This is a genomic window from Vreelandella lionensis (genome assembly GCF_044543515.1).
Lineage (GTDB): Bacteria > Pseudomonadota > Gammaproteobacteria > Pseudomonadales > Halomonadaceae > Vreelandella > Vreelandella lionensis.
Window position 1 is genome coordinate 23,375 of record NZ_JBITWC010000022.1, and the last position, 22,850, is coordinate 46,224.

A 22,850-nucleotide genomic window follows, 5' to 3' on the forward strand; every position below is an offset into this window, starting at 1 on the left:
TATTGCCCAGCTACTCATTACGGCATGCTCGGCTGAACGGCGGTCTGTAAAATACGCATGACCAACTGATCAAAATCGATCCCGGCGTAGGCGGCTGCCTGCGGTACCAGGCTGTGGTCGGTCATGCCGGGCACGGTGTTAACCTCTATCAGCCAACACTTACCAGCTGCGTCACGCATTACATCAATACGCCCCCACCCTTCGCCACCTACCGCTAAAAAGGCCTCTTTACATAGTGCTGCCAGCGCTTGCTCATCTTGCTCAGACAAACCACAGGGCAGATGGTACTGCGTGGTGTTAGCAATGTACTTAGCTTCGTAGTCATAGAATCCACCCGGCACTTCAACGCGAATAGCGGGCAGCACGTCATCACCCAGGAGCGCGACCGTGTATTCATCCCCGACAATAAACCGCTCAGCCATTACCCGCGCATCAAACTTTGCGGCAGCCGTGTAGGCGGCTTTTAATTCATCCCGGTTTTTGACAATACTGATGCCCAAGGTGGAGCCTTCATGGACTGGCTTGACCATCATAGGCAGCCCAAGCTGGTTTACTACGGCCGCCCAATCAGCGTTTTCACTTAGCATGATGCTTTCAGGGGTAGGCAAGCCAACGGCCTGCCACACCTGTTTAGTGCGCTGTTTATCCATGCCCAATGCAGATGCCAGTACGCCGCTGCCGGTATAGGGCACGCCGAGCAGCTCTAACGCGCCCTGAAACGTGCCGTCTTCTCCACCACGCCCATGTAGCGCCACAAACACGGCGCTAGGCGCCAGACGCTCAAACCCTGCTAGACCACCCTCTTTAGGGTCGTAGCCGAGCGCATCCACACCCTGACGTTTTAAAGCGGCAAGAATAGCGGCGCCGCTTTTCAGGGAAACATCCCGCTCAGCCGATGTGCCACCGTAAACCACTACGACGCGGTCTAGAGAACCGGTTTGCCCGCTGTTCATAGCGCCACCTCATCCATCTCAAGTTTTGCCTGAGCAAGGCGCAGCGAAATACCGCCAACGTCGCCGGCCCCTTGAGTAATCAAAATATCTCCAGGCCGTAGCACATTATTCAACAAGGCAGGCAGCTCCTGCTTGTGCTCGACAAACAGCGGATCGACTTCACCACGCTGTCGAATAGAGCCCGCCAGCGTTTTCCCTTCAGCTCCCGGCAGCACGGCCTCACCTGCGCTGTATACATCCAGTAGCACCAGGGTATCCACCTGAGAAAGCACACGCACAAAATCCTCAAAAAGATCCCGCGTACGGCTGTAACGGTGGGGTTGGTAAAGCATCACAAGGCGTCGATCAGGCCAACCTGCTCGCACCGCCTGGATTACCATATCGACTTCACGAGGATGGTGACCGTAGTCATCCACTAGCATGATATCGCCACCGCCGGAAGGTGCTGGAAAGTGTCCATGCACTTGAAAGCGTCGCCCTACCCCGGCGAACCCAGTTAGCCCGCGCTGGATCGCATCATCACTTACGCCTGCGTCAGTGGCCACAACGATAGCCGCCATCGCATTGAGGGCGTTATGACGGCCCGGCATAGCGAGCCGAATGGCCAGCGGTGCCGCATCACCAGGGCGCAGAGCGGTAAACGAGACTTCTCCCGCCTGTTGAGAAAAATCAACGATGCGGTAGTCGGCATCTTCATCAAAGCCGTAAGTGACAAACTGGCGTTTAACTTGGTCACACAGCCCACGCACATGAGGATCGTCAATACACAGCACCGCAAGACCATAAAACGGTAGATTGTGCAAAAATTCGATGAAAGTGCTTTTCAGGCGCTCAAAATCGCCGCCATAAGTCGCCATGTGGTCAGCATCGATATTGGTAACAATCGATACCATGGGCTGAAGGTGAAGGAACGAGGCATCGGATTCATCAGCTTCAGCGACTAAGTAATCACCTTCACCTAAACGAGCATTGGCGCCTGCGCTCGTCAGTTTTCCGCCAATCACAAAAGTAGGGTCCAGGCCACCCTCGGCCAATAGTGTTGCTGTCAAGCTAGTGGTGGTTGTTTTACCGTGAGTCCCCGCGACGGCAATACCGTGACGGAAGCGCATCAATTCTGCCAGCATTTCGGCACGGCGCACTACCGGCACGCGGTGCTCATGTGCCCAGCGTATTTCAGGGTTGGTTTCATCGATTGCGCTGGAGACAACAACCACGTCGGCCCCCTGCACATGCTCTTCAGCATGACCAATGGCCACGCTTACTCCGCACTGGCGCAGCCGCTCAACCACGGCGGAGGCTTTCATGTCGCTACCGCTAACTTGGTAGCCCTGGTTGGCTAATACTTCGGCAATACCGCACATGCCTGCACCACCGATACCTACAAAATGCAGCCGCTTAATACGACGCATACCGGGGCCAGTTGGGCGAGCCCCCTGCGGCGACATGTTAGTCACTGAATCGGTCACGCAGTTTCTCCTTGCTTCACTAATCCCAAACAGCCTGCTGCAAGACGCTCGGTGGCATCTAAATAAGCGGCTTGGCGCGCTTTAGACGCCATTTCCGCCAGCCTGTCGGGATGAAGTAATTCGTCTAATAATTGAGTTAAGCGCTCAGGCGTGAGGGCTGATTGGATGACACACTGCGCCGCTCCCGCCTTCACCAACACATCAGCATTGACTCGCTGATGGTCATCTACTGCAAATGGAAATGGCACTAACAGCGCAGGCTTTGCCGCTGCAGCCAACTCGGCAACCGTTAACGCACCAGCGCGGCAAACCACAAGATCCGCCCATGAGTAGGCGGCCGCCATATCATCGATAAAGGGGCTAACATCGGCCACAATGCCAAGCTCTGTATATGCCTGGGCGGTGGCTACGTCGAGCTCTTTACCGGCTTGATGGCGCACATCCGGGCGCCGCTCTGGTGGTAGCGCGGCAAGCGCTGGCGGCAGTCGCTCGTTTAGTGCTACAGCACCGAGCGAGCCACCCACAACCAGCAGCCTAAGCGGCCTATTAGACAGCTCAGCCACCTGCTTAGGGCTCTCGCCTAGCGCCGCAATCTCTTCACGCACGGGGTTACCAATAACTACTGCACGACTGCCAAACGCATCCTCAAAGGCGGCGTAAGTACGCGTCGCCAAGCGCGAAAGCACTTTATTGGTGAGGCCTGCGACGGCATTCTGTTCATGAATGACCAGCGGTACACCCGACAGCCGCGCCGACAGCCCACCCGGGCCACTGGCAAAGCCCCCCAGGCCGACCACAACATCAGGTTTAAAGCGTTTAATGATGCGTCGCGCCTGCATCACCGCTCGGGAAAGATTGATGGGCGCTTTGCACCAGCCTGCCAGCCCTTTGCCCCTCAGCCCTTCAATGGCAATCGTGTGTAGCATAATACCAGCATTAGGCACTAGCCGATTTTCGATACCACGCGGGCTTCCCAGCCATTCAACGTCGACACCCTTGGCCTGTAAAGCATGCGCCAAAGAGAGCGCAGGAATAACGTGCCCACCGGTTCCACCGGCCATAATCAATATCCGTCGACGCGAGTTCGTCGCCACAAACGACTCCTTGAATAATTACGATAAACGCGGTTCTCGGCGTGCTCGGTAGGGGGTGGGCGTACGCCGGGGGCGGTGCCGAGTCTCAGCATCCACACGCAGCAGTAGCCCAATCATCATTCCCGTCACCAACAGACTTGAGCCGCCATAGCTGATTAGCGGCAGAGTAAGCCCTTTTGTGGGCAGCAACCCAGAGCTTACGGCCATGTTAATGAACGCCTGAGCCGCCACAATAAATCCAATGCCGTAGCTAACGTAGGCGCCAAACAGGTGTCCTGCCAGCTCCGCGCGGCGGCCGACCCACATGGCGCGTACAATAAATAGAGTAAACAGTAGCACCACTAAAATGGCACCAATCATCCCTAGCTCTTCGGCCACTACGGCAAAAATAAAGTCGGTGTGGGCTTCCGGCAGGTAGTGAAGCTTTTGAACGCTATTGCCAAGACCGGTACCTGTTACATGCCCACGACCAAACGCAATCAACGCCTGGGTTAACTGATAGCCGGTGGCAAATTGATCGGCCCAGGGGTCAAGAAAGCTTGTCCAGCGGGCCAAGCGGTAAGGCTCCATTACTACCATCATCACCGCCCCAACCCCCAGCACGCTTCCACTGCCGAGCAGTAAGGTCAGCGAGGCGCCGCTCATCATTAACATGCCAATGACACATACGGTGTAAACCACCATGCCACCGAAATCTGGAGCTAAGAACAGCAGGCTCGCGGGCACGGCAAGCACGGCCAATGGCCGCCACATGGTAAACGCCCGCCGCCGCAGCTCGTAGGTAAAGCGCGACATAAATGCCGCCATGTAAAAAATAAGGCCCACTTTCGCCAGTTCCGACACCTGCAAACTCGGCAGCGGCCCAGGCAGTGAAATCCAACGCTTACTGCCGTTCACCTCTTGGCCAATAACTAGCACCACCACCAGCATAAAAATGCTGACGAGTAGAATAAGCGCTGCGTTCTGCCGCCACAGCTCCAAAGGCACGCATAACATAAAGAGGCAGGCAACAATGGCTAATAATAGAAAGATGCCGTGCTGACGGGAGTAGTGGTAGCTGTTTTCCAGCAGCCCCACCGACGCAGAGCTGACCATAATCCAGCCAAGCCCCGCCAACGCCACCACCGCAACAATCAGCCAGATATCACAAGGCAGGTGCTGGGTCGTTAAGGCAGCGCGCAGGCGCTGTACTCTACTGAGAGATTCATCGCTCATGGCGTCAACTCGCTGCGTTTGTGCTCAACCCAGTGACGAAAGGCGTCACCGCGTGCCTGATAGTTGGCGAATTGATCCAAACTGGCACAGGCGGGTGACAGCAGCACGCAATCACCGGATTTGGCCATGGCGAAAGCAACCTCCATAGCTTGCGTTAAGTGTTCTACACGCTCAACCGGAATCGCCTCATTAAGCGCTTCAGCAAGGCGCGGCGCATCGGCCCCAAACACAATAGCAGTGCGAGCGCTATTCGCTAGCGGCGCAGCCAATGGAGAAAAATCCGCACCCTTGCCAACGCCGCCTGCCAAAAGAAGCAGCTTTCCTTGCAGGGTGGTGCCAATCCCGTTGATGGCAGCCAGCGTAGCGCCCACATTGGTACCTTTGGAATCATTGACCCAGCGAACGCCGTTTAGCTCGGCAATGGTTTCACTGCGGTGCGGCAAGCCTACAAACGCTTTTAGGGCACCGCACATACTGGCTTTATCAAAGCCTAGTGCGCGCCCCATCGCCAGCGCCGCTAACGCATTGGCGTAATTATGCTGCCCAGTTATACGCAGTTCATCGGCCAACAGCCATGGCATTTTGCCCTGCATTAGCCACCAATGGCCCTGTTGCTCGACCAGTCCCCACGCAGCATCACGGGGAGTATGTACCCCAAAGTGCTCGATATGCTCTAGCGGCTGATCCGGCCATGTTTGCGGATCATCAGCATTCACCACGGCGTGCTCTGCGCCGATAAAAATACGCTGCTTGGCCTGTCGGTAGCCCTCTAGATCGCCGTGGCGATCAAGATGATCATCGCAGAGATTTAAGAAGGCCGCAGAGGCCGCGCCTAAAGAGGGCGTGGTCTCCAACTGAAAGCTGGATAGCTCTAGGATGTATAGGTCGGCGTCTGGCTTTTGCGCCAGAAGATCAAGCGCGGGCGTACCTAGATTGCCGCCCACGGCGGCATTAATGCCAGATGCGGCAGCCATCTCGCCAAGTAGCGTCGTCACTGTGGACTTAGCATTGGAGCCCGTAATGGCCGCAATGGGTGCTTTCACGGCACGCTTGAACAGCGCGATTTCGCCTACCAGCATGGGCTCGCCAGTGGCAGGGTTATGGCGCTCAAGCAGCCCCTCCAAACCAGCCGTGCGAGGATCTACACCTGGGCTAATCACGACCTCGTAGGCCTGACAAAAATCCAAAGCAGCCAGAGAGCCACAATGCACCTGAACATCCGGGTACGTTTGGCGAAAAGCCTCCACCCCTGGAGGCGCTTCACGGGTATCAGCCACCATAAACGGCCTACCCAGCTGGGTAAGATGGCGGCAAATCGCCTGACCAGAGAGCCCTAGCCCAACGACTACCGTAAATCCGTTCGGTACCTGCACCATGTGGCTCCTTCTGCCATACGCCAAAGGCGGCCTGTGCGCCGCCTACTATTTCTTTGATTAACGAACTTTGAGCGTGGCCAAGCCTAGCAGCACAAGTACCACGGTAATTATCCAGAACCGCACGATAACCCGCGGCTCTGGCCACCCTTTCAGCTCGTAGTGGTGATGTAGCGGTGCCATGCGGAAGATGCGGCGTCCAGTTAGTTTGTAGGAGCCTACCTGGAGGATCACCGAGACGGTTTCCAGTACAAAAATACCGCCCATGATAAATAGCACGATCTCTTGACGGACAATGACCGCAACTACCCCTAACGCAGCCCCTAGGGCAAGGGCACCTACGTCGCCCATAAATACCTGGGCGGGATAGGTGTTAAACCATAAAAAGCCAAGACCTGCACCCGCGATGGTGGCACAAAATACTGCCAACTCGCCGGTGCCGTGGATAAAAGGGATATGCAGGTAGTTGGCAAACACCGCATTACCGCTGGCATAAGCAAATACAGAGAGCCCCATCGCCACCAGCACAGTGGGCATAATCGCCAAGCCATCCAAACCGTCGGTAAGGTTGACGGCGTTGGAGCTGCCAACAATAACGAAATAGCTCAGTACGATGTAGAAAACGCCCAGCGGCAGAGCGACATCTTTAAACATCGGAATTAGCAGGCTGGTTTCCGCAGGCGTGGTCGCCGTGGCATAAAGCACTACTGCGGCACCAATACCAACCACCGACTGCCAGAAATACTTCCAACGGGCAGGTAGGCCGCGCGGGTTCTTCTCGACGACCTTGCGGTAATCATCCACCCAGCCGATAGCACCAAAGCCCAGCGTTACCAGCAAAACCACCCACACGTAGTGATTGGTTAAATCTCCCCATACCAGCGTGCTAATCGCAATCGCCAGAAGAATCATCGCCCCACCCATGGTAGGCGTGCCTGCTTTAGAGAGATGCGACTGCGGGCCATCATCGCGTACCGCCTGACCAATTTGGCCTTCCACCAAGCGGCGGATTACCCATGGGCCTAACCAAAGACAGAGCATCAGCGCAGTGAGCGCTGCTAAAATAACGCGCAGTGTCAGATAGTTAAAAACTTGAAACACAGACTGGTATTGGGCTAAAAAATTCGCCAAGTGAAGTAACATGAACGGCGCTTACCTTGTTTCATCCGCACGCAGCGCAGCAATGACCGTTTCCATGCCTGCACTACGTGACCCTTTCACCAGCAGAGTGGTGTTAGGCGGAAGAGTATTAATAACATGACGCACAAGCGTCTCGTGGTCGTCAAAGTGTTGCCCGCGACCAAAGGCACTTGAGGCCGCGCGCGCCGCCTCGCCAAACGTTAATAGCGTATCGATGCCTAACGACGCGGCGTAGCGGCCAATCTCTGCATGTAAAGCTTGGGACTCGCTGCCCAACTCACCCATTGCCCCGAGTGCACACCAGCGTGGCGCTGGGAAGCTAGCGAGCGCATCCAAGGCAGCTTTAACCGCCCCTGGATTTGCATTGTAAGTGTCATCCAACAACGTTGCATTGCGTAACCCCGGCACCACGCTTAGCCGCCCGGAAAGCGAGGTTAAACCGCTTAATCCTGTCACGACGTGCTCTGGCGTTACTCCTAGCGCTAGCGCTGCTGCCGATGCGGCCAGGGCATTACTGACATTATGTTTGCCGATAAGCGGCAACTGCACTTCACCCATGATTTGGCCGTGCGCAACAAGCGTGAAAGCATACCGCCCCTGGGGGTCGCAGGAAAGTGCCCTCGCGTGAACGTCCGCATCGTCATGTAAGCCATAGCTTACAATTTGCCGAGGGGCAGCACAGGCGGCCCAAAAAGCGTAGTAGCGGTCATCCCTATTAATGACGGCAGTACCATGACCGCTAAGACCCGAGAAAATTTCACTCTTCGCCTGAGCAATTTGGCCCATGCCGCCAAACTCGCCCACATGAGCGCCAGTCACGTTAGTGATAATAGCGACCTGCGGTGCAGTGAGCTGGCTAGTCCAGGCGATCTCGCCTAAATGATTAGCGCCTAGCTCAATAACGCCCGCTTGATGTTCGCTCGATAAGCGCAGCAGGGTTAATGGCGCACCAATATCGTTATTCAAGTTGCCTGCTGTCGCCAGCACGCAACCTAGCGGTGCTAGCAGCGCAGCAGTCATCTCTTTTACCGTGGTTTTACCGCTATTACCCGTCACCGCCACCAGCGGCAGGATAAAGCGCTGACGCCAAGCCCGCGCGACCAACCCAAGTCCTAACCGCGTATCGGCGCACACCAACTGAGGTAGAGCGCTATCCACCTCGCGCTCTACCAGGGCTGCTGCGGCCCCTTGCTCTTTGGCATGCTCTACAAACTCATGGCCATCAAAGCGCGGCCCTTTTAGCGCGATAAATAAACAGCCCGGCACAACTTTACGCGTGTCGGTCACTACCGCTGAAATGGGCAAGCTGGCGCTCTCAGACGAGATATCGCAGCCAAGGGCGGCGGCTACTTCTGCCAACGCCCACATTAGGGGGTTCCCCGTGTGGCAAGGGCGTGGAGCACCTGCTCGTCATCTTGATAAGGGTGGCGAACTCCGTCTATCTCTTGATAGGTTTCATGACCTTTTCCTGCGACGAGAATCACATCGTCAGGAGCGGCTTGATGAACCGCGTGAAGAATAGCTTGTCGGCGGTCACCTCTATCATCTACTGGCACACTACCGGCAAAGCCTGCGTGGATTTGCTGACGAATCTGCTCGGCAGACTCACTGCGTGGGTTGTCATCGGTGACGACCACGTGATCAGCCAGTTGCTCTGCTACTTTCGCCATTTCAGCGCGCTTCCCTGTATCCCGCTCACCGCCGCAGCCAAACAGGCACCATAGCTTGCCTTGACTGCCCAAATGGGCACGCAAAGCACCCAACGCACTCTGCAGTGCATCTGGCGTGTGGGCATAATCTACCACCACGCTAGGGGCGTTATCACCACCGTAGCAGGCCATGCGTCCCGGCACAGGAGAAAGCGCTGCTGCTGCTTCAAAGATCGCATCCAGCGGCTCACCTAATCCGTAAAGTACGGCCATGGCAAGTAGTACATTATCCAGGTTGAAACGCCCCACGAGCCCTAGCTGCAGGACTTTTTCGCCTTCTGGGGTGGCTATCAGCGCCTGCTGCCCAAGGGCATGGGGCTGCCAATCCAGAACGCGCAGCGTCACGGCTTCATCACTGCCAGTGGCCAATACACGTACGTTCTCGTCGCACCCTGCCAACATTAAACGCGCCAAGGGGTCATCACCATTAACGACCGCAAGGGCTAATTCTGTACGGCGAAATAGCTTGGCCTTTGCCGCCGCGTAGGCCGCCATGCTGCCGTGATAGTCCAGATGATCTCGGGTGAGGTTGGTAAAGACGCCCACATTCACATTCACAGCATCTAAGCGCTGCTGATCTAGTGCATGGGACGAGGCTTCAAGCGCGACGCGCTTTACACCTTGGCGAGCCAGCTCGCCAAGTGTCGCCTGCAGCGCCAGCGGGCCTGGCGTCGTTAAACCGCTTTCCAAAAGTTTACCCGGACGGCCGACGCCTAAGGTGCCAATCACGCCGGCTGCGGTACCCAACTGCTCACTTAGCTCCGCAATGTAGTGAGTCACAGAGCTCTTTCCGTTGGTGCCCGTGACCGCAATAATTTCCAGGCCGCTTGGTACATCAAATAGCGTTCGGCCTAGCTCACCTAGGCGTAGCGAAAGATGCGGCAGGAACAGCACCTGCCCTTCCAATCGCACGTCACTCTCTTTGGTGTGGGCCAGTACCAACGAGGCACCGCTCGCTAATGCCTGCTCGATATACTCTCGTCCATCACGCTGGCTGCCGGGGACGGCGACAAACACATCACCTTCCGTCAGCTTGCGAGAATCAGTGATCAAGTTGAGCTGCTGAGGAAGGTCAGGTAAGGCTGGCAAACTGGCGCTTGGCCATACGTGGTGCAACGCTTTCCGTAACTGTTCTGGGCATATGGTCATGCCATCTCCTTAAACACTATTCGACCTCGTAGTCAGGCGGCACATCCAGTAGCCGCAACGCATTACCGGTGACACTAGAGAACACCGGCGCTGCCACCGCTCCACCATAAAATTCGCCTGCTTTGGGATGGTCAATCATCACCACCGTCACGATACGCGGGTCCGAAATGGGCGCAATACCCGCAAAGACGCTGCGATAGGCATCAGTGGCGTAGCCTTGCTGGCCCGTTTTACGCACGGTGCCGGTTTTTCCGCCAACGCGATACCCTTCTACACGGGCACGTCGCCCACCTGTATAGGCGCCAACCGAGGTTTCTAAGATTTCTAGTAAGTCGTTGGCAACACTCGGCTCAATGGCCGGGATACCTTGGGGCGGCTCTGACAACCTTAACAGCGAAGGGGGTAAGCGTTCACCATTATTAGCCAACGCAGTATAAGCACTGGCTAGCTGAACGGCCGTTACCGATAAACCATAACCATAAGAGAGAGCTGCTCGCTCACTTCTAGACCACTGAATCCGAGCCGGTAGATTGCCCGTAGATTCCCCTGGGAAGCCTGTTCCGGGGCTTTGCCCCAGGCCGAGCTGGTTATACTTCTCCCAAATAGCCGTATCGCTTAGCTGCAGAGCCAAGCGAGACATCCCAATGTTAGAAGATTTTTCAAGAATACCCGCGAGATCCAGTTCACCGTAGTTACGGAAGTCTCGGATCGTAAATTGATCAAGCCTCATCCATCCAGGCGATGTATCTACCACAGCATCACGGCCAACAATACCGCTTTCAAGCACCGCTGCCATGGCTAACGGCTTCATGACCGAACCAGGCTCGAATACATCCACCAGCGCTTGATTACGCAAACCACGAGGATCTAAGCCCGCTCGGTTATTGGGGTTGTAAGACGGCAGATTGGCCATTGCCAGGACTTCACCTGTACGGGCATCCATCATGACCAAAACACCACCATCTGCTTGATGTTCAGCCACTGCAGCGCGCAATTCGCGATATGCCATGTACTGGATACGCTGATCAATCGCCAGGGTCAGCTCTCCGCCTGGCTGCGCTTCACGAATCACGCCCAGCTCTCGCACCAGCCGACCACGACGATCTTTAATCACACGGCGCTGACCAGGATGACCCGCTAGATAGGGCTGGTAAGAGAGCTCCAACCCCTCCTGACCTACATCATCAACGTTGGTCACACCCAACAGTTGGGCGGCTACTTCACCAGCGGGGTAGTAGCGCTTGTACTCGCGCTGGGGGTAGACACCCGGGGTGCGCAAATCAAGAATGCGTTGTGCGGCTTCCGGCGTCATTTGGCGGCGTAGGTACATGAACTCTCGGCCGCTATAACGAGCCACGCGGGACTCAAAATCATCCAGCGTCATCCCTAGCGCCTGAGCCAACATTACTCGCTGAATGGCATCGGAAGGCAGCTCTTGGGGGTTTGCCCACAACGTGACGACCGGCGTGGATATTGCCAGTGGCTCGCCGTTACGGTCAGTGATCATTCCGCGGTGAGCAGGAATAGCTTCATGGCGCAGCGTGCGGGCATCACCCTGGCTCTGCAAAAATGGGCGATCAATCACCTGTAGCAGTGTAATTCGCCCAATCAAAATGGCAGAGGCGAGACCAACTGCTAACAAAATAAAGAAAAAGCGCCCACCAGCAAGCGGCGGCGCGATAGGATATTGGCGGGACTTCCCTCCCCGACCTTCACGCTTCATGGCCGAATCACCTCGACATCATTTACGTCAGGAATACGCATCTCTAGCCGTTCCGTGGCAATTTGTTCAATGCGGGCTGGCGTTGCCCAAGCCCCCTCTTCCAACAGCAGTTGGCCCCACTCGGTCTGGAGCTGGTTTTCTTCCTGCTCTAACCGCTGAAGCTCAGCAAACTGTACCCGCGTCATATGGGTGGTGGTCACTACTGCTAAGCCGGTCAATAAACAGGCAAAAAACAGCACAATCATGGTGATGGGCCACAGGCGAAGGCGCAGTTTAAACGGCCACTCCGCCCTCAGCGTGGAAGCCCAATGCTCTAGCCGTTCAATACTCATTGTTAGCCTCGCTTACGGGCCGCCCGCATAACGGCACTACGCGCGCGGGGGTTAGCATCCACTTCCTCGTCGCTCGGGCGACTGCCTTTGCCCAGTGCTTCAAGGCGACGATTCAACTGATCATCACGAATGGGCACACCCCGTGGCAAGTGGGTGTCACCGCGCACATGATGGCGGATAAACCGCTTCACACGGCGATCTTCCAAGGAGTGAAAGCTGATGACCACTAGATGACCGCCCGGCGCTAGCGCTTCAAGCGCTGCCTCTAAGGCGGCATCTAGCTGGTCAAGTTCCCCATTAAGATAAATACGCAGCCCCTGAAACGCTTTGGTCGCCGGGTGCCGACCTTTTTCCCATGCTGGGTGGGCGGCTTTCAGCACCTCCGCCAAATCCACCGTGTGGGTAAAAGGCTTCTCCACGCGTCGTTTCACCACGGCGTTAGCTAGGCGCTTGGCGTAGCGCTCCTCACCGTAGGTTTTAAAGACGTTGGCAATATCGGCTTCACTGGCTCGCGACAAAAACTCGGCGGCACTTTCCCCTTGCGTGGGGTCCATGCGCATATCTAGCGGGCCGTTGCGCATAAAGCTAAAACCGCGCTCAGGATCATCAAGCTGCGGGGATGAGACGCCCACATCCAGCAAAACACCAGAGAGTTTGCCGTAGAGCCCCTGCTCTTTGGCAAATTCAGCCAAGTGAGCAAATTCACGCTGAGTAATGTGGAAACGGGAGTCTTCTATCTCAGCAGCGGCGGCAATGGCCTGAGGGTCGCGATCCATGGCCAACAAGCGACCCTGCTCGCTTAAGCGCGAAAGAATTAACCGGGAGTGACCGCCACGGCCAAAGGTACCATCTAGGTAGATACCTTCAGAATCATGGACCAGTGCATCTACCGCTCCTTCCAATAAAACGCTGGTATGACGAAAACGGGTGACCTGATCAGCGTCAGCAGAAGGCATGTTACTCTCACACATAATTTGGGAAGGCGTGCTTGGCACGCCTTTCATGGAAATGGGGAGTCGGCCGATAAGCCGGGTTCTGTCGTGGACAGTCATTCCTCTAGGCGCTGCGTCACCGCAGCGCTCAAGCAACCTACCCGGACCCAGCGCGGGCCACGCCGTTGGATCCCTATTTGGTCTTGCTCCGAGTGGGGTTTACCATGCCACGCACTGTTGCCAGGCGCGCGGTGCGCTCTTACCGCACCCTTTCACCCTTACCGGCCCCGAAAGGCTTAGGCGGTCTACTCTCTGCTGCACTTTCCGTCGGCTTACGCCGCCCAGGCGTTACCTGGCACTCTGCCCTATGGAGCCCGGACTTTCCTCCCCTAGCGGCCCTTGCGAGCACACTAGCGGCGACTGTCTGGCCAACTCCGGCGGCAAGCATACCAGCGCCCTGCGTTCGCCTCAATGCTGACCTTTCATTGCCTGCAATCGGGCGTACCACTCCTTCTTACGCCCGCCTAGCATTTTGGCAGCAATCGAGGCCCCCTGCTTGACGCCCACGCCCTCTGCCAGCAGAGCGGCTAACAGCTCATTGGCCTCTATCGACTGTTCATCCCCCTGCACCGCCGGAGGAGCACCAGAAATAATTACCACAAACTCACCCCGGCTCTGGTTAGGATCTTCAGCGAGCTGATCACGAAGCGCTTCCGGTGATCCCTGAAGAAATGTTTCAAAGGTTTTGGTCAACTCTCGTGCCAGCACCACCGTGCGCTCGGGCATTTGCTCACATAGCGCCTCAAGCGTATGCACAATGCGGTGGGGCGACTCGTAAAACACCAACGTTTCTTCACGGCTCTGCCACTTCTCCAACGCTTGGCGGCGCGCGCTGGGTTTAGCGGGCAGAAAGCCCCCAAACGTAAAGCGGTCGGTGGGCAGCCCCGCTCCAGAAAGCGCGGTGACCAGCGCGCACGGCCCAGGCAGCGGAACAATGTGCCGCCCTCTAGCGCGCAGCTCACGCACTAGTACAAACCCAGGGTCACAAATCAGTGGCGTACCGGCGTCACTGATCAGCGCGATACTCTCGCCAGCCGCTAAGTAGCCATCCAGCGTATCCACCCGCTGGGCTTCGTTGTGCTCGTGTAGCGATATCATCGGCGTATTCACCCCTAAGTGGGCAAGCAGCCGCGCGCTATGTCGCGTATCTTCCGCCGCAATACGCGATACATCGGCTAATACCCGAGCAGCACGCGGCGTTAAGTCGTCCAAATTCCCAATTGGCGTGGCAACCACGTACAATGTGCCCGGATGTTGGTGTGTCATCGTGACTCCCGATTTGTTAATGGCTTGCCCTGACGGTGCGCTATGCTTATGGAAAACCACGCTAACCTGCTGATTGACCGCGACAGCGCAAATGGAAACTAAGGAAGGATACATGAAACAGTCACTTCGTGGCCTGTTGGCCACTGCCTTCACGGCACTTCTCATCACCGGGTGCGCCATGCAACCGCCGAGCGTGGTTGACCGAGTACCCGACCAGGATGCCGGCCGCTTGCTCAGTCAAGCGGAACAGCAAGCCCCAGAGCAGGCTGCTCGCACACGTCTGGAAGCCGCCAATATTTTGGCCCGCCAGGGCCAGCGTGAAAACGCCTTTGATACCGCCAGCAGCATTGATGAAACGCTGCTTAACGACACCGATCGCGTGCGCTGGGCCATGCTATTTTCAGAGCTTGCTCGCGGGTTAAACGACCCACGCGCCGTGTTGCGCGCAACGCAAGTCTTGGACGATGAGCTGCCTATGCAGGCAAATCAGCAGCAAACCCTTGCTGAACGCCAACAGTGGGCACAGCAAACGCTTGATCAGCAGCCGGGGCAAGTTCAAGTCACCTTACCTGAACTTGAGGGCACCGAAATTCGTCGTATTGTGATTGCACTACCGGAATCTGGCCCGCTAAGCAGCGTTGCCAACACACTTGCCACCGCCATACGCCGCCATAACGAGATTAGTGCTGATGGCGTTCAGTTAAGTTTTATCGATGCTGCCCAGTACTCGCTCGACGAACTGTATAGCCGCGCTCAGCAAATGAATGCCCAGCTAATGATTGGCCCGCTCGATAAGGATCAGGTGTCTCAGCTTGAGCAACGTGACAGCGTACCGCTGCCTACACTAGCGCTGAACTATGGCAGCGGTGCCAACAATCAAGCACAACGCCTACTGCAGTACGGTTTATCTGCAGAAGATGAAGCCCGTCAGGCAGCGCGCCGTGCTTATCAGGATGGCCAGCGCCAAATGTCGGTGATGGTGCCGGATAATGATTGGGGCCGCCGGGTAGGTGAAGCTTTCTGGAATGAATATCAGCGCTTAGGCGGTGAAGTCACTAATGCAGTGCGCTATAATCCGAGCAGCCCAGTTTCCAACGCTGTGCAAACCGCGCTGAATGTTAGCGGCGAGCGCGCCCGCCTTGGCAACATTGACGCCCTTTTCCTACTAGCGCTTCCCGATTACGCACGCCAGGTGCCGCCCACGCTGGATTATTACTACGCTCCTGACCTGCCCATCTACGCCACCTCGCACTTACATGAAGGCCGGCTGCAAACGCGCTTGGATCAGGATCTGAACGATGTGATGTTCATGGACATTCCCTGGCAAATTCCAGATGCAGCAGTAGGCGGAGAAGAGGTACTACCTTTTTACCCTACCTACCAGCAGTTGCGCGATGAGGCAGATGCCTCGATGTTCCGCTTGATGGCCATGGGTGTTGATGCTTATGAACTTGCTAAACGGATGTCGGACCTGTCCAGCCTAAACGGTTTAAACGGCAGCACTGGGACGTTATCGCTATCAAATGATGGCCGCATCCACCGCGAACTGCCCTGGGCCAAGTTTCAAAATGGCACACCGTCACCCATTTTAATTCCTGGCCTACTGGGTAATGAGCAATAATCCCCAAACTGCCCGTTATCGAGGTGCAGCCATTGAGCGGTTAGCCGCTCAATGGCTGCAGCAGCACGGCCTTCGCCTGGTCACCAACAATCACCATGTAAAAGGCGGAGAGCTTGATCTTGTGATGTATGACCAGGATATTTTGGTCTTTGTCGAGGTCAAACATCGCGCCACAACGCGCCATGGACACCCGCTAGAAATGGTAAACGCGCAAAAACGTCGTCGGTTAATTCGCGCGGCGACGCTTTATATTGCCAAACACAACCTTTCCTGTCCCTGTCGCTTTGATATTCTAGCCATTACAGGCACGCCACCCACTCTCGAGTTTCAGTGGGAGAAAGCGGCTTTTGACGCTTATTAATACTCTTAACTAGGAAGCCCTGATGGACTTTCAATCCCGTATACTCAGCCATTTCAATGCCAGCATTGATACTAAAACCTATGCCAGCGAAGTACTGCCTCCTTTTATTGAAGTCGCCAGCCAAATGATGGTGCAGTGTCTGGTTAATGAAGGGAAAATTCTTGCGTGTGGTAACGGCGGCAGCGCCGGTGACAGTCAGCATTTTTCTTCTGAGTTACTGAACCGTTTTGAGCGTGAGCGCCCTAGCCTGCCTGCTTTAGCACTAACTACCGACACCTCGACCCTGACATCTATTGCTAATGACTATAGCTATAACGAGGTGTTCTCCAAGCAAATTCGCGCACTGGGCCAGCCAGGCGACGTACTGCTGGCTATTTCAACTAGCGGCAACTCCGCTAACGTTGTACAAGCGATCCAAGCGGCTCACGACCGCGACATGACCGTAGTAGCACTAACCGGGCGTGACGGCGGTAATATGGCCTCTTTACTGGGGCAAGACGACTGCGAGATCCGTGTTCCCGCCACCTCTACCGCACGCATCCAAGAAGTTCATTTGCTCGTTATTCACTGCCTTTGTGATTTAATTGACGAACAGCTGTTTGGTGGCGCTGAGTAATAGCGCACGCCTTGCGAATAATTACTGATCAAGGAGTCATCCTCATGGCCCTGCACTTTTCATCCAAAACACTATTGGCTGCCACGCTCTGCGGCGTGATCGCACTAAGCGGTTGCGCCAACAATAGCGCCTCAAACCCCTCTAACTACGGCCAGCGTAGCAATGACGTAGAAGCTGTCGACGCCACGATTGAACGCGAAGTAGAGCGCGCGCTAGCTCGTGCCGATGCCCGCCTAGGCGATGCACGCATTCGCGCCCACAGCTATAACGGAACGCTGCTGCTAGTTGGACAGGTACCAAGCGAAGAGCTGAAAAACATGGCGGGTAACGTTGCATCGAACTTACGCGGCGTGGACAAAGTTCATAATGAGCTTACCGTCGCCGCCAACCTGCCCGCCACCCAGCGGCTAACAGATACGTGGCTGACCACCAATGTCATAAGCTACCTGGCAACGAATGACCGCATTGACTCTTCCAAACTAAAGGTCACCACGGAAAACGCCAGTGTCTATTTAATGGGCATGGTGACTCGGGAAGAGGCAGACCGCATTGTGAATGCAGCCTCCTCCGTAGGTGGCGTGCAACGCATTGTTAAGGTTTTTGACTACCTTGACTAACGCCTAGATGCTAGAAAACAGCCTCGCCAAATAGTTGGCGAGGCTGTTTTGTATTTGGCTACCGAGACTGCTATCTGACTGATTACTTCACAACGCGCAGCGTCGGTTTTTTCTTGGGCTTGTCATCGCCAGACGCCTTATCAGACGACTGGCTGGACGCTTGCTCAGAGGTTGGCTCAGTGAGTGTCAGCTCAGGCTTTGCCGATTCTGTGTCAGTGTCTGCTTCTCCAGCTTCATCATCCTGCTCTTCAAACCCAGCAGCATCAAGCTCAGGCTCGTGACCGAACACCATACCCGCACCATTCTCACGGGCGTAGATGGCGATAAGCGCAGGCGTTGGGATCATCACCTGCATAGGCTGGCCACCAAATCGAGCATTAAAACCAATAGCCTGATTTTCCATAAACAGGTCACGCACCGCCGTCGGCGCTACATTGAGCACAATTTGCCCATTCTGAACAAATTGCCGTGGTACTTCCACCCCAGGCTGCGTGGCGTCAACCACGAGGTAGGGCGTTAATTCATTGTCTAACAGCCACTCATAGAGGGCTCGGGCGAGATAGGGACGGCTCGATTTCATAAGACTCCCTCCTCCTAACAAATATGGCCTCTTGCCCACAGAGCTAAGAGGCCGAATGAATTCAAGCGCGCATCTCTTTTTCACGCTCATTCAAAGATGCTTTAAACGCTTCGCGCTCAAATACCCGCGACATGTAACCTAACAGCGGCTTCACTTGCTTCTCGGGCAACTCAATATTCAGCTCAGGTAAACGCCACAGGATCGGTGCCAAACAGCAATCTACCAGCGTAAACTCTTCACTCATGAAATAAGGCATATCTTCAAAGATGGGCGAAATGCCAATTAGGCTTTCACGCAGCTCTTTACGCGCCTTATCGGCCTCTTTCTTACCACCGGTACGAATCTGCTCTAACATCGGGCACCATTCGCGCTCAATGCGATGCATCCACAGACGGCTTTGAGCACGCGCTACAGGGTAGACCGGCAGCAAGGGCGGATGAGGAAAACGCTCATCCAGATATTCCATCATTACCTTGGATTCATAAAGCACCAAGTCACGATCCAGCAGCGTCGGAACGCTGTTGTACGGATTGAGGTCTGCTAACTCTTCAGGCGGCTGCTCCTCAGCGACATCGACGATGTCGACCGCTACTCCTTTTTCAGCCAGAACAATGCGCACTCGATGACTGAAATGATCATCACTACCCGAGTAAAAGATCATTGACGACCGCTTGGCCACAACACCCATGAAAGCATCCTCGCATCAAAACAATTCTCGATAATAACATGCCAGCACCCTCTTATGGGAAGGTAGCCAACGATACATAATGACGCCGCAAACAAACAAAAGGCGCACGGCTTTCGCCGTGCGCCCGAACCGCCTATCCTACTTTACTGATTAGTGGACGTCTCGCCAGTACTCACGCTTGAGCAGGTAAGCAATCACACCAAAAATAAAGATAAAGATAAGTACTTTAGGTGCCAGGGCTTGCGCCTGCAGCTTGGAAGGCTCACCCACGTAGGCCAGGAAGTTGGTCAGGTCATACACCGCTTCCTCAAACTCCGCAGGTTCCATAGCGCCAGGCTGAGTGACTTGCAGCACATCACAAGACTGGTACTTACCGGAAAGCGGATCCGGCTCGTGGCCAGCCACCGGCTGATCGGTCTCTGCACACACCAACTCCTGAACACCCTGGAGGGGCTCCAGCACGTTAGGCATAGCCACCAAATCGAAAACGGTGTTATTCACACCAGTGGGACGACTCGGGTCTTTGTAAAAGCCCAACAGATAGGAGTAGATCCAGTCAGTGCCACGTAGGCGCGCTTCCAGCGTCAGGTCGGGCGGCGGAGCACCAAACCAAGACTCTGCATCGCCACGATCCATCGCAATGTGCATTTGGTCGTTGAACGCTAAATCTGAGGAGAAGATTAAGTTCTCTTCTACCAGATCCTGGGGAATACCCAGATCATCAGCCGCGCGCGCAAAGCGCTGGTGCTCAAGAGAGTGACAGCCCATGCAATAATTGACATAGAGCTTCATGCCATTTTGCAGAGACGCCTGATCCTGTAGGTCAGGATCCATGCTGTGAGGCACACTTGCGCCACCAGCCGCCATCGCGGTTACCGGCACTATTGCGAAGAGCAGTGCTAATAGTTGCTTTTTCATTAGCCAGTCACCCTTTCCGGAACGGGTTTGGTCTTCTCCAGCTTGGTGTAGAGCGGCATCAGCAGGAAGAAGGCGAAGTAAATGGCTGTACACACCTGCGCTAGAATTGTGCGGCCTGTTGTGGACGGCAGCACACCTAGAATACCAAGAATTACAAAGCTGATGCAGAACAGCAGCAGCATAACTTTTGACATCCAGCCTTTGTAACGCATAGAGCGCACAGGGCTGCGGTCAAGCCACGGTAGCACGAACAGCACAGCAATCGCCGCGCCCATGCAGACAACACCCAGGAACTTAGCATCAAGCCCGAACAGCGAGAAGGTAATCGCCCGCAGAATGGCGTAGAACGGCGTGAAATACCAAACAGGCGCAATATGGTCAGGCGTTTTCAGCGGGTTAGCCGGTTCAAAGTTCGGCTTCTCGATGAAGTAACCACCCCCTTCCGGGAAGTAGAACACCACCACGCAGAAAACAAACAGGAAGACCGCAATACCCACCAAATCTTTCACGGTGTAGTAAGGGTGGAAAGCAATGCCATCAAGCGGCTTACCGGTCTCATCTTTCTTCTGCTTGATATCGATGCCGTCGGGGTTATTAGAGCCCACTTCGTGCAGCGCAATAATGTGCAGTACCACCAACGCCAAAATGACGATGGGCAGCGCGACGACGTGCAACGCAAAGAAACGGTTCAGCGTAATACCGGAGATCAGGAAGTCACCACGCACCCACTGAGCGAGGTCCGGACCAATGCCAGGGATCGCTGAGAACAGCGAGATAATAACCTGGGCACCCCAGTAGGACATCTGTCCCCAAGGCAGCAGGTAGCCCATGAAGGCTTCTGCCATTAGCGCAAGATAGATCGCCATACCAAAGATCCATACCAGCTCACGCGGGGCTTTATAAGAGCCATACATCAAACCGCGGAACATATGCATATAGATCACTACGAAGAAGGCGGACGCCCCCGTGGTATGCATGTAGCGAATCAACCACCCCCACTCTACATCACGCATGATGTATTCAACTGAGGCAAACGCGCCTTCAGCTGAAGGGTTAAAGCTCATGGTCAACCACACACCGGTTAAGATTTGGTTTACCAGCACCAGCAGCGCCAGCACACCAAAAATGTAGAAGAAGTTGAAGTTCTTCGGCGCGTAGTACTTGGTCAAGTGGTCTTGCATCATTTGAGTGGCAGGGAAACGATCATCCACCCAACGCATGATACCGCTTTCGGCCTTTGCCTTATTTGGATTAGCCATTAGGCACTCTCCTCGTCTTCGCCGATCACGATGATGTCATCGCTTTCAAAGCGATAGGGCGGCACTTCAAGGTTAGTCGGCGCAGGAACGTTACTAAAGACGCGACCGGCTAAGTCAAAGCGAGAGCCGTGGCATGGGCAGAAGAAACCACCCGGCCAATTATCGACGCCCACCCCTTCCGCATCCGGCTCAGGCCGGAACAGAGGAGAACAACCCAAATGCGTACAGATACCGATCAATACGCCAATTTCAGGTTTAATGGAGCGCAGGCCACCCTGGATATAAGTAGGCTGCTGTGGCACTTCTGATTCCGGATCCGCTAGGCTATCTGCCCCTAGCGCCTCGGTACGCTCGATCATCTCAGGCGTACGGTTGATAATCCAAATCGGGCGACCACGCCATTCGACGGTCATACGCTGCCCCGGCTCAAGCTTGGAAATATCTGCTTGAACCGGCGCGCCTGCCGCCCTTGCCTTGGCACTAGGCTGCCAAGATGCCACAAAGGGGACCGCAACCCCGACAGCGCCCACCGCCCCCACAACGGAGGTGGCGCCTACGAGGAAACGGCGCCGACCTTTGTTTACGCCGTTATCTGCCATTTCTGGTTTCTCCCATCAGCTTACCCGTTCCGTCGCAAAGGCGTCTTGCGACGACGAATATCAAATACAGTCTATGTTAAAAAAACAAAGCGCTCTGCACAAGAACAACCGCCCCGGACCATGGTGGTACGAGCGTTATAATTTTTTGATATTCCAATAAAAAACGCCCAGGTCTTTGACCTGGGCGTTTTTGCCGCATAGCGTAAAATTAACGCTTGGAGAACTGCGGACGACGACGTGCTTTACGCAGACCAACTTTCTTACGCTCAACCTGACGAGCATCGCGGGTAACGTAACCAGCGGCACGCAGCGTAGGACGCAGGTCTTCGTTGTAGTTCATCAGGGCACGCGTGATGCCGTGACGAATAGCGCCAGCCTGTGAAGAGCCGCCGCCGCCTTCAACGGTAACGTAGACGTCGAACTGGTTTAGGGTTTCAGTCAGCTCTAACGGCTGACGAACAACCATGCGACCGGTAACACGACCGAAGTACTGGTCAAGCTCACGGTTGTTGACGGTAATTTTGCCGGAACCCGGCTTCAGGAACACACGAGCGGTGGAAGTCTTGCGGCGCCCGGTACCGTAATACTGCTGTGTCATGGCGAAGATTTCCTCAGATGTTCAGTTCAAGCGGCTGCTGGGCAGCATGCGGATGCTCGGCACCGGCGTACACTTTTAACTTGGAGTACATGGCGCGACCCAACGGACCTTTCGGCAGCATGCCTTTAACGGCAGACTCGATGATACGCTCGGGAGCGTGGTCGAGCATTTTGTCGAATGTCATGGAGCGCAGACCGCCCGGGTAACCTGTGTGGCGGTAGTAGGTTTTAGCCTTCGCCTTGTTACCGGTTACTTGGACTTTCTCTGCATTGATCACGACGATGTAGTCGCCGGTATCAACGTGAGGGGTAAATTCGGGCTTATGCTTGCCACGCAGGCGGCGAGCAATCTCGGTTGCCAGACGACCGAGCGTTTTGTCCGTAGCGTCGACAATGTACCAGTCGCGCTGGACGGACTGCGGCTTAGCACTGAACGTCTTCATGGATGAAATCACCAGATTAAGTGTGTTGGGTGACTCACACCGCCAAGCGGTGAAGCACCATCCCTATTTTTTTTGGTTGCTGACTTTAGCCAGCAACATGTAGCGAGGCGGCATTCTACAGTAAGCATGCGCCCAAGTT

The 22,850-nt window shown here is 55.4% G+C and carries 23 protein-coding genes and 1 other RNA gene; 4 read left to right on the plus strand and 20 right to left on the minus strand.

Going from position 1 to position 22,850, the window contains the following annotated elements; translation table 11 throughout:
• Positions 1-17: 17 nt before the first annotated feature.
• The 13 genes from ACIGG6_RS13765 to rsmI form a co-directional block, all read right to left on the minus strand.
• Complete coding sequence (locus ACIGG6_RS13765; protein WP_399845170.1) at positions 18-953, minus strand: D-alanine--D-alanine ligase; 936 nt, start codon at positions 951-953, stop codon at positions 18-20.
• Entirely contained in the window at positions 950-2,398 is a 1,449-nt protein-coding gene (gene murC / locus ACIGG6_RS13770) for a UDP-N-acetylmuramate--L-alanine ligase (RefSeq protein ID WP_128082401.1), read from the minus strand. Before murC ends, ACIGG6_RS13765 begins: the two co-directional genes overlap by 4 nt.
• Before the next feature lie 17 nt (positions 2,399-2,415).
• On the minus strand, positions 2,416-3,513 hold the full coding sequence (gene murG, locus ACIGG6_RS13775; protein WP_399845171.1) for an undecaprenyldiphospho-muramoylpentapeptide beta-N-acetylglucosaminyltransferase: 1,098 nt from the start codon (positions 3,511-3,513) through the stop codon (positions 2,416-2,418).
• A gap of 18 nt (positions 3,514-3,531) precedes the next feature.
• Entirely contained in the window at positions 3,532-4,728 is a 1,197-nt protein-coding gene (ftsW, locus tag ACIGG6_RS13780) for a putative lipid II flippase FtsW (RefSeq protein WP_253501714.1), read from the minus strand.
• Positions 4,725-6,104 carry a UDP-N-acetylmuramoyl-L-alanine--D-glutamate ligase gene (gene murD, locus ACIGG6_RS13785; RefSeq protein ID WP_399845172.1) on the minus strand — a complete coding sequence of 460 codons (1,380 nt, stop codon included), beginning with the start codon at positions 6,102-6,104 and terminating at the stop codon, positions 4,725-4,727. Before murD ends, ftsW begins: the two co-directional genes overlap by 4 nt.
• A gap of 57 nt (positions 6,105-6,161) precedes the next feature.
• A complete protein-coding gene (gene mraY / locus ACIGG6_RS13790; protein WP_253501720.1) occupies positions 6,162-7,244 on the minus strand; it encodes a phospho-N-acetylmuramoyl-pentapeptide-transferase in 1,083 nt (360 codons plus the stop codon).
• 9 nt (positions 7,245-7,253) lie between these two features.
• Positions 7,254-8,609, minus strand: a complete 1,356-nt coding sequence (locus ACIGG6_RS13795; RefSeq protein ID WP_399845174.1) for a UDP-N-acetylmuramoyl-tripeptide--D-alanyl-D-alanine ligase — start codon at positions 8,607-8,609, stop codon at positions 7,254-7,256.
• On the minus strand, positions 8,609-10,099 hold the full coding sequence (locus tag ACIGG6_RS13800) for a UDP-N-acetylmuramoyl-L-alanyl-D-glutamate--2,6-diaminopimelate ligase (RefSeq protein ID WP_399845175.1): 1,491 nt from the start codon (positions 10,097-10,099) through the stop codon (positions 8,609-8,611). The genes ACIGG6_RS13795 and ACIGG6_RS13800 overlap by 1 nt, the downstream gene beginning before the upstream one ends.
• A gap of 16 nt (positions 10,100-10,115) precedes the next feature.
• Positions 10,116-11,822 (minus strand): peptidoglycan D,D-transpeptidase FtsI family protein, encoded by a 1,707-nt coding sequence (locus ACIGG6_RS13805; protein WP_253501729.1) that lies wholly within the window; start codon positions 11,820-11,822, stop codon positions 10,116-10,118.
• Entirely contained in the window at positions 11,819-12,154 is a 336-nt protein-coding gene (gene ftsL / locus ACIGG6_RS13810; RefSeq protein WP_044629182.1) for a cell division protein FtsL, read from the minus strand. Before ftsL ends, ACIGG6_RS13805 begins: the two co-directional genes overlap by 4 nt.
• 2 nt (positions 12,155-12,156) lie before the next feature.
• Positions 12,157-13,110: a 16S rRNA (cytosine(1402)-N(4))-methyltransferase RsmH gene (rsmH, locus tag ACIGG6_RS13815; protein WP_399845177.1), complete on the minus strand. Its 954-nt coding sequence runs from the start codon at positions 13,108-13,110 to the stop codon at positions 12,157-12,159.
• Positions 13,111-13,162: 52 nt separating this feature from the next.
• Positions 13,163-13,522: RNase P RNA component class A (gene rnpB / locus ACIGG6_RS13820), an RNA gene on the minus strand.
• Positions 13,523-13,554: 32 nt separating this feature from the next.
• Positions 13,555-14,412: a 16S rRNA (cytidine(1402)-2'-O)-methyltransferase gene (gene rsmI, locus ACIGG6_RS13825; RefSeq protein ID WP_399845180.1), complete on the minus strand. Its 858-nt coding sequence runs from the start codon at positions 14,410-14,412 to the stop codon at positions 13,555-13,557.
• A 112-nt stretch (positions 14,413-14,524) separates the two neighbouring features.
• On the opposite strand from rsmI, the gene ACIGG6_RS13830 reads away from it, so the two are divergent.
• From ACIGG6_RS13830 to ACIGG6_RS13845, 4 genes are read left to right on the plus strand one after another with little or no spacing between them, the layout of a single operon-like run.
• The gene (locus ACIGG6_RS13830; protein WP_399845181.1) at positions 14,525-16,033 is read left to right on the plus strand and encodes a penicillin-binding protein activator; all 1,509 of its coding nucleotides are present in this window, start codon (positions 14,525-14,527) and stop codon (positions 16,031-16,033) included.
• Positions 16,023-16,394 (plus strand): YraN family protein, encoded by a 372-nt coding sequence (locus ACIGG6_RS13835; protein ID WP_253501743.1) that lies wholly within the window; start codon positions 16,023-16,025, stop codon positions 16,392-16,394. The genes ACIGG6_RS13830 and ACIGG6_RS13835 overlap by 11 nt, the downstream gene beginning before the upstream one ends.
• A 22-nt stretch (positions 16,395-16,416) precedes the next feature.
• Positions 16,417-17,010, plus strand: coding sequence for a phosphoheptose isomerase (locus tag ACIGG6_RS13840; protein WP_054641051.1), 594 nt, complete (start codon positions 16,417-16,419; stop codon positions 17,008-17,010).
• Positions 17,011-17,054: 44 nt separating this feature from the next.
• Positions 17,055-17,627, plus strand: coding sequence for a BON domain-containing protein (locus tag ACIGG6_RS13845; RefSeq protein WP_044629176.1), 573 nt, complete (start codon positions 17,055-17,057; stop codon positions 17,625-17,627).
• Between the two features lie 82 nt (positions 17,628-17,709).
• Here ACIGG6_RS13845 and ACIGG6_RS13850 read toward each other — a convergent pair whose 3' ends face one another.
• From ACIGG6_RS13850 to rplM, 7 genes are all read right to left on the minus strand, one after another.
• Positions 17,710-18,207 (minus strand): ClpXP protease specificity-enhancing factor, encoded by a 498-nt coding sequence (locus ACIGG6_RS13850; protein WP_399845185.1) that lies wholly within the window; start codon positions 18,205-18,207, stop codon positions 17,710-17,712.
• A 61-nt stretch (positions 18,208-18,268) separates the two neighbouring features.
• Entirely contained in the window at positions 18,269-18,895 is a 627-nt protein-coding gene (gene sspA, locus ACIGG6_RS13855) for a stringent starvation protein SspA (RefSeq protein WP_253501747.1), read from the minus strand.
• 150 nt (positions 18,896-19,045) lie between these two features.
• Positions 19,046-19,813 (minus strand): cytochrome c1, encoded by a 768-nt coding sequence (locus tag ACIGG6_RS13860; RefSeq protein WP_253501749.1) that lies wholly within the window; start codon positions 19,811-19,813, stop codon positions 19,046-19,048.
• On the minus strand, positions 19,813-21,072 hold the full coding sequence (locus ACIGG6_RS13865; RefSeq protein WP_253501752.1) for a cytochrome b: 1,260 nt from the start codon (positions 21,070-21,072) through the stop codon (positions 19,813-19,815). The genes ACIGG6_RS13860 and ACIGG6_RS13865 overlap by 1 nt, the downstream gene beginning before the upstream one ends.
• Entirely contained in the window at positions 21,072-21,671 is a 600-nt protein-coding gene (petA, locus tag ACIGG6_RS13870; RefSeq protein ID WP_253501755.1) for a ubiquinol-cytochrome c reductase iron-sulfur subunit, read from the minus strand. Before petA ends, ACIGG6_RS13865 begins: the two co-directional genes overlap by 1 nt.
• Positions 21,672-21,879: 208 nt before the next feature.
• Positions 21,880-22,269 (minus strand): 30S ribosomal protein S9, encoded by a 390-nt coding sequence (gene rpsI, locus ACIGG6_RS13875; protein ID WP_044629966.1) that lies wholly within the window; start codon positions 22,267-22,269, stop codon positions 21,880-21,882.
• Between the two features lie 13 nt (positions 22,270-22,282).
• Positions 22,283-22,711 (minus strand): 50S ribosomal protein L13, encoded by a 429-nt coding sequence (gene rplM, locus ACIGG6_RS13880; protein ID WP_044629965.1) that lies wholly within the window; start codon positions 22,709-22,711, stop codon positions 22,283-22,285.
• Between the last annotated feature and the right edge of the window lie 139 nt (positions 22,712-22,850).

What these genes read in the sequence shown, in the direction of transcription:
- ACIGG6_RS13765 (WP_399845170.1), bottom strand. Translation starts at nt 953, where the DNA reads ATGAACAGCGGGCAAACCGGTTCTCTAGACCGCGTCGTAGTGGTTTAC.
- murC (WP_128082401.1), bottom strand. Translation starts at nt 2,398, where the DNA reads ATGTCGCCGCAGGGGGCTCGCCCAACTGGCCCCGGTATGCGTCGTATT.
- ftsW (WP_253501714.1), bottom strand. Translation starts at nt 4,728, where the DNA reads ATGAGCGATGAATCTCTCAGTAGAGTACAGCGCCTGCGCGCTGCCTTA.
- murD (WP_399845172.1), bottom strand. Translation starts at nt 6,104, where the DNA reads ATGGTGCAGGTACCGAACGGATTTACGGTAGTCGTTGGGCTAGGGCTC.
- mraY (WP_253501720.1), bottom strand. Translation starts at nt 7,244, where the DNA reads ATGTTACTTCACTTGGCGAATTTTTTAGCCCAATACCAGTCTGTGTTT.
- ACIGG6_RS13795 (WP_399845174.1), bottom strand. Translation starts at nt 8,609, where the DNA reads ATGTGGGCGTTGGCAGAAGTAGCCGCCGCCCTTGGCTGCGATATCTCG.
- ACIGG6_RS13800 (WP_399845175.1), bottom strand. Translation starts at nt 10,099, where the DNA reads ATGACCATATGCCCAGAACAGTTACGGAAAGCGTTGCACCACGTATGG.
- ACIGG6_RS13805 (WP_253501729.1), bottom strand. Translation starts at nt 11,822, where the DNA reads ATGAAGCGTGAAGGTCGGGGAGGGAAGTCCCGCCAATATCCTATCGCG.
- ftsL (WP_044629182.1), bottom strand. Translation starts at nt 12,154, where the DNA reads ATGAGTATTGAACGGCTAGAGCATTGGGCTTCCACGCTGAGGGCGGAG.
- rsmH (WP_399845177.1), bottom strand. Translation starts at nt 13,110, where the DNA reads ATGCCTTCTGCTGACGCTGATCAGGTCACCCGTTTTCGTCATACCAGC.
- rsmI (WP_399845180.1), bottom strand. Translation starts at nt 14,412, where the DNA reads ATGACACACCAACATCCGGGCACATTGTACGTGGTTGCCACGCCAATT.
- ACIGG6_RS13830 (WP_399845181.1), top strand. Translation starts at nt 14,525, where the DNA reads ATGAAACAGTCACTTCGTGGCCTGTTGGCCACTGCCTTCACGGCACTT.
- ACIGG6_RS13835 (WP_253501743.1), top strand. Translation starts at nt 16,023, where the DNA reads ATGAGCAATAATCCCCAAACTGCCCGTTATCGAGGTGCAGCCATTGAG.
- ACIGG6_RS13840 (WP_054641051.1), top strand. Translation starts at nt 16,417, where the DNA reads ATGGACTTTCAATCCCGTATACTCAGCCATTTCAATGCCAGCATTGAT.
- ACIGG6_RS13845 (WP_044629176.1), top strand. Translation starts at nt 17,055, where the DNA reads ATGGCCCTGCACTTTTCATCCAAAACACTATTGGCTGCCACGCTCTGC.
- ACIGG6_RS13850 (WP_399845185.1), bottom strand. Translation starts at nt 18,207, where the DNA reads ATGAAATCGAGCCGTCCCTATCTCGCCCGAGCCCTCTATGAGTGGCTG.
- sspA (WP_253501747.1), bottom strand. Translation starts at nt 18,895, where the DNA reads ATGGGTGTTGTGGCCAAGCGGTCGTCAATGATCTTTTACTCGGGTAGT.
- ACIGG6_RS13860 (WP_253501749.1), bottom strand. Translation starts at nt 19,813, where the DNA reads ATGAAAAAGCAACTATTAGCACTGCTCTTCGCAATAGTGCCGGTAACC.
- ACIGG6_RS13865 (WP_253501752.1), bottom strand. Translation starts at nt 21,072, where the DNA reads ATGGCTAATCCAAATAAGGCAAAGGCCGAAAGCGGTATCATGCGTTGG.
- petA (WP_253501755.1), bottom strand. Translation starts at nt 21,671, where the DNA reads ATGGCAGATAACGGCGTAAACAAAGGTCGGCGCCGTTTCCTCGTAGGC.
- rpsI (WP_044629966.1), bottom strand. Translation starts at nt 22,269, where the DNA reads ATGACACAGCAGTATTACGGTACCGGGCGCCGCAAGACTTCCACCGCT.
- rplM (WP_044629965.1), bottom strand. Translation starts at nt 22,711, where the DNA reads ATGAAGACGTTCAGTGCTAAGCCGCAGTCCGTCCAGCGCGACTGGTAC.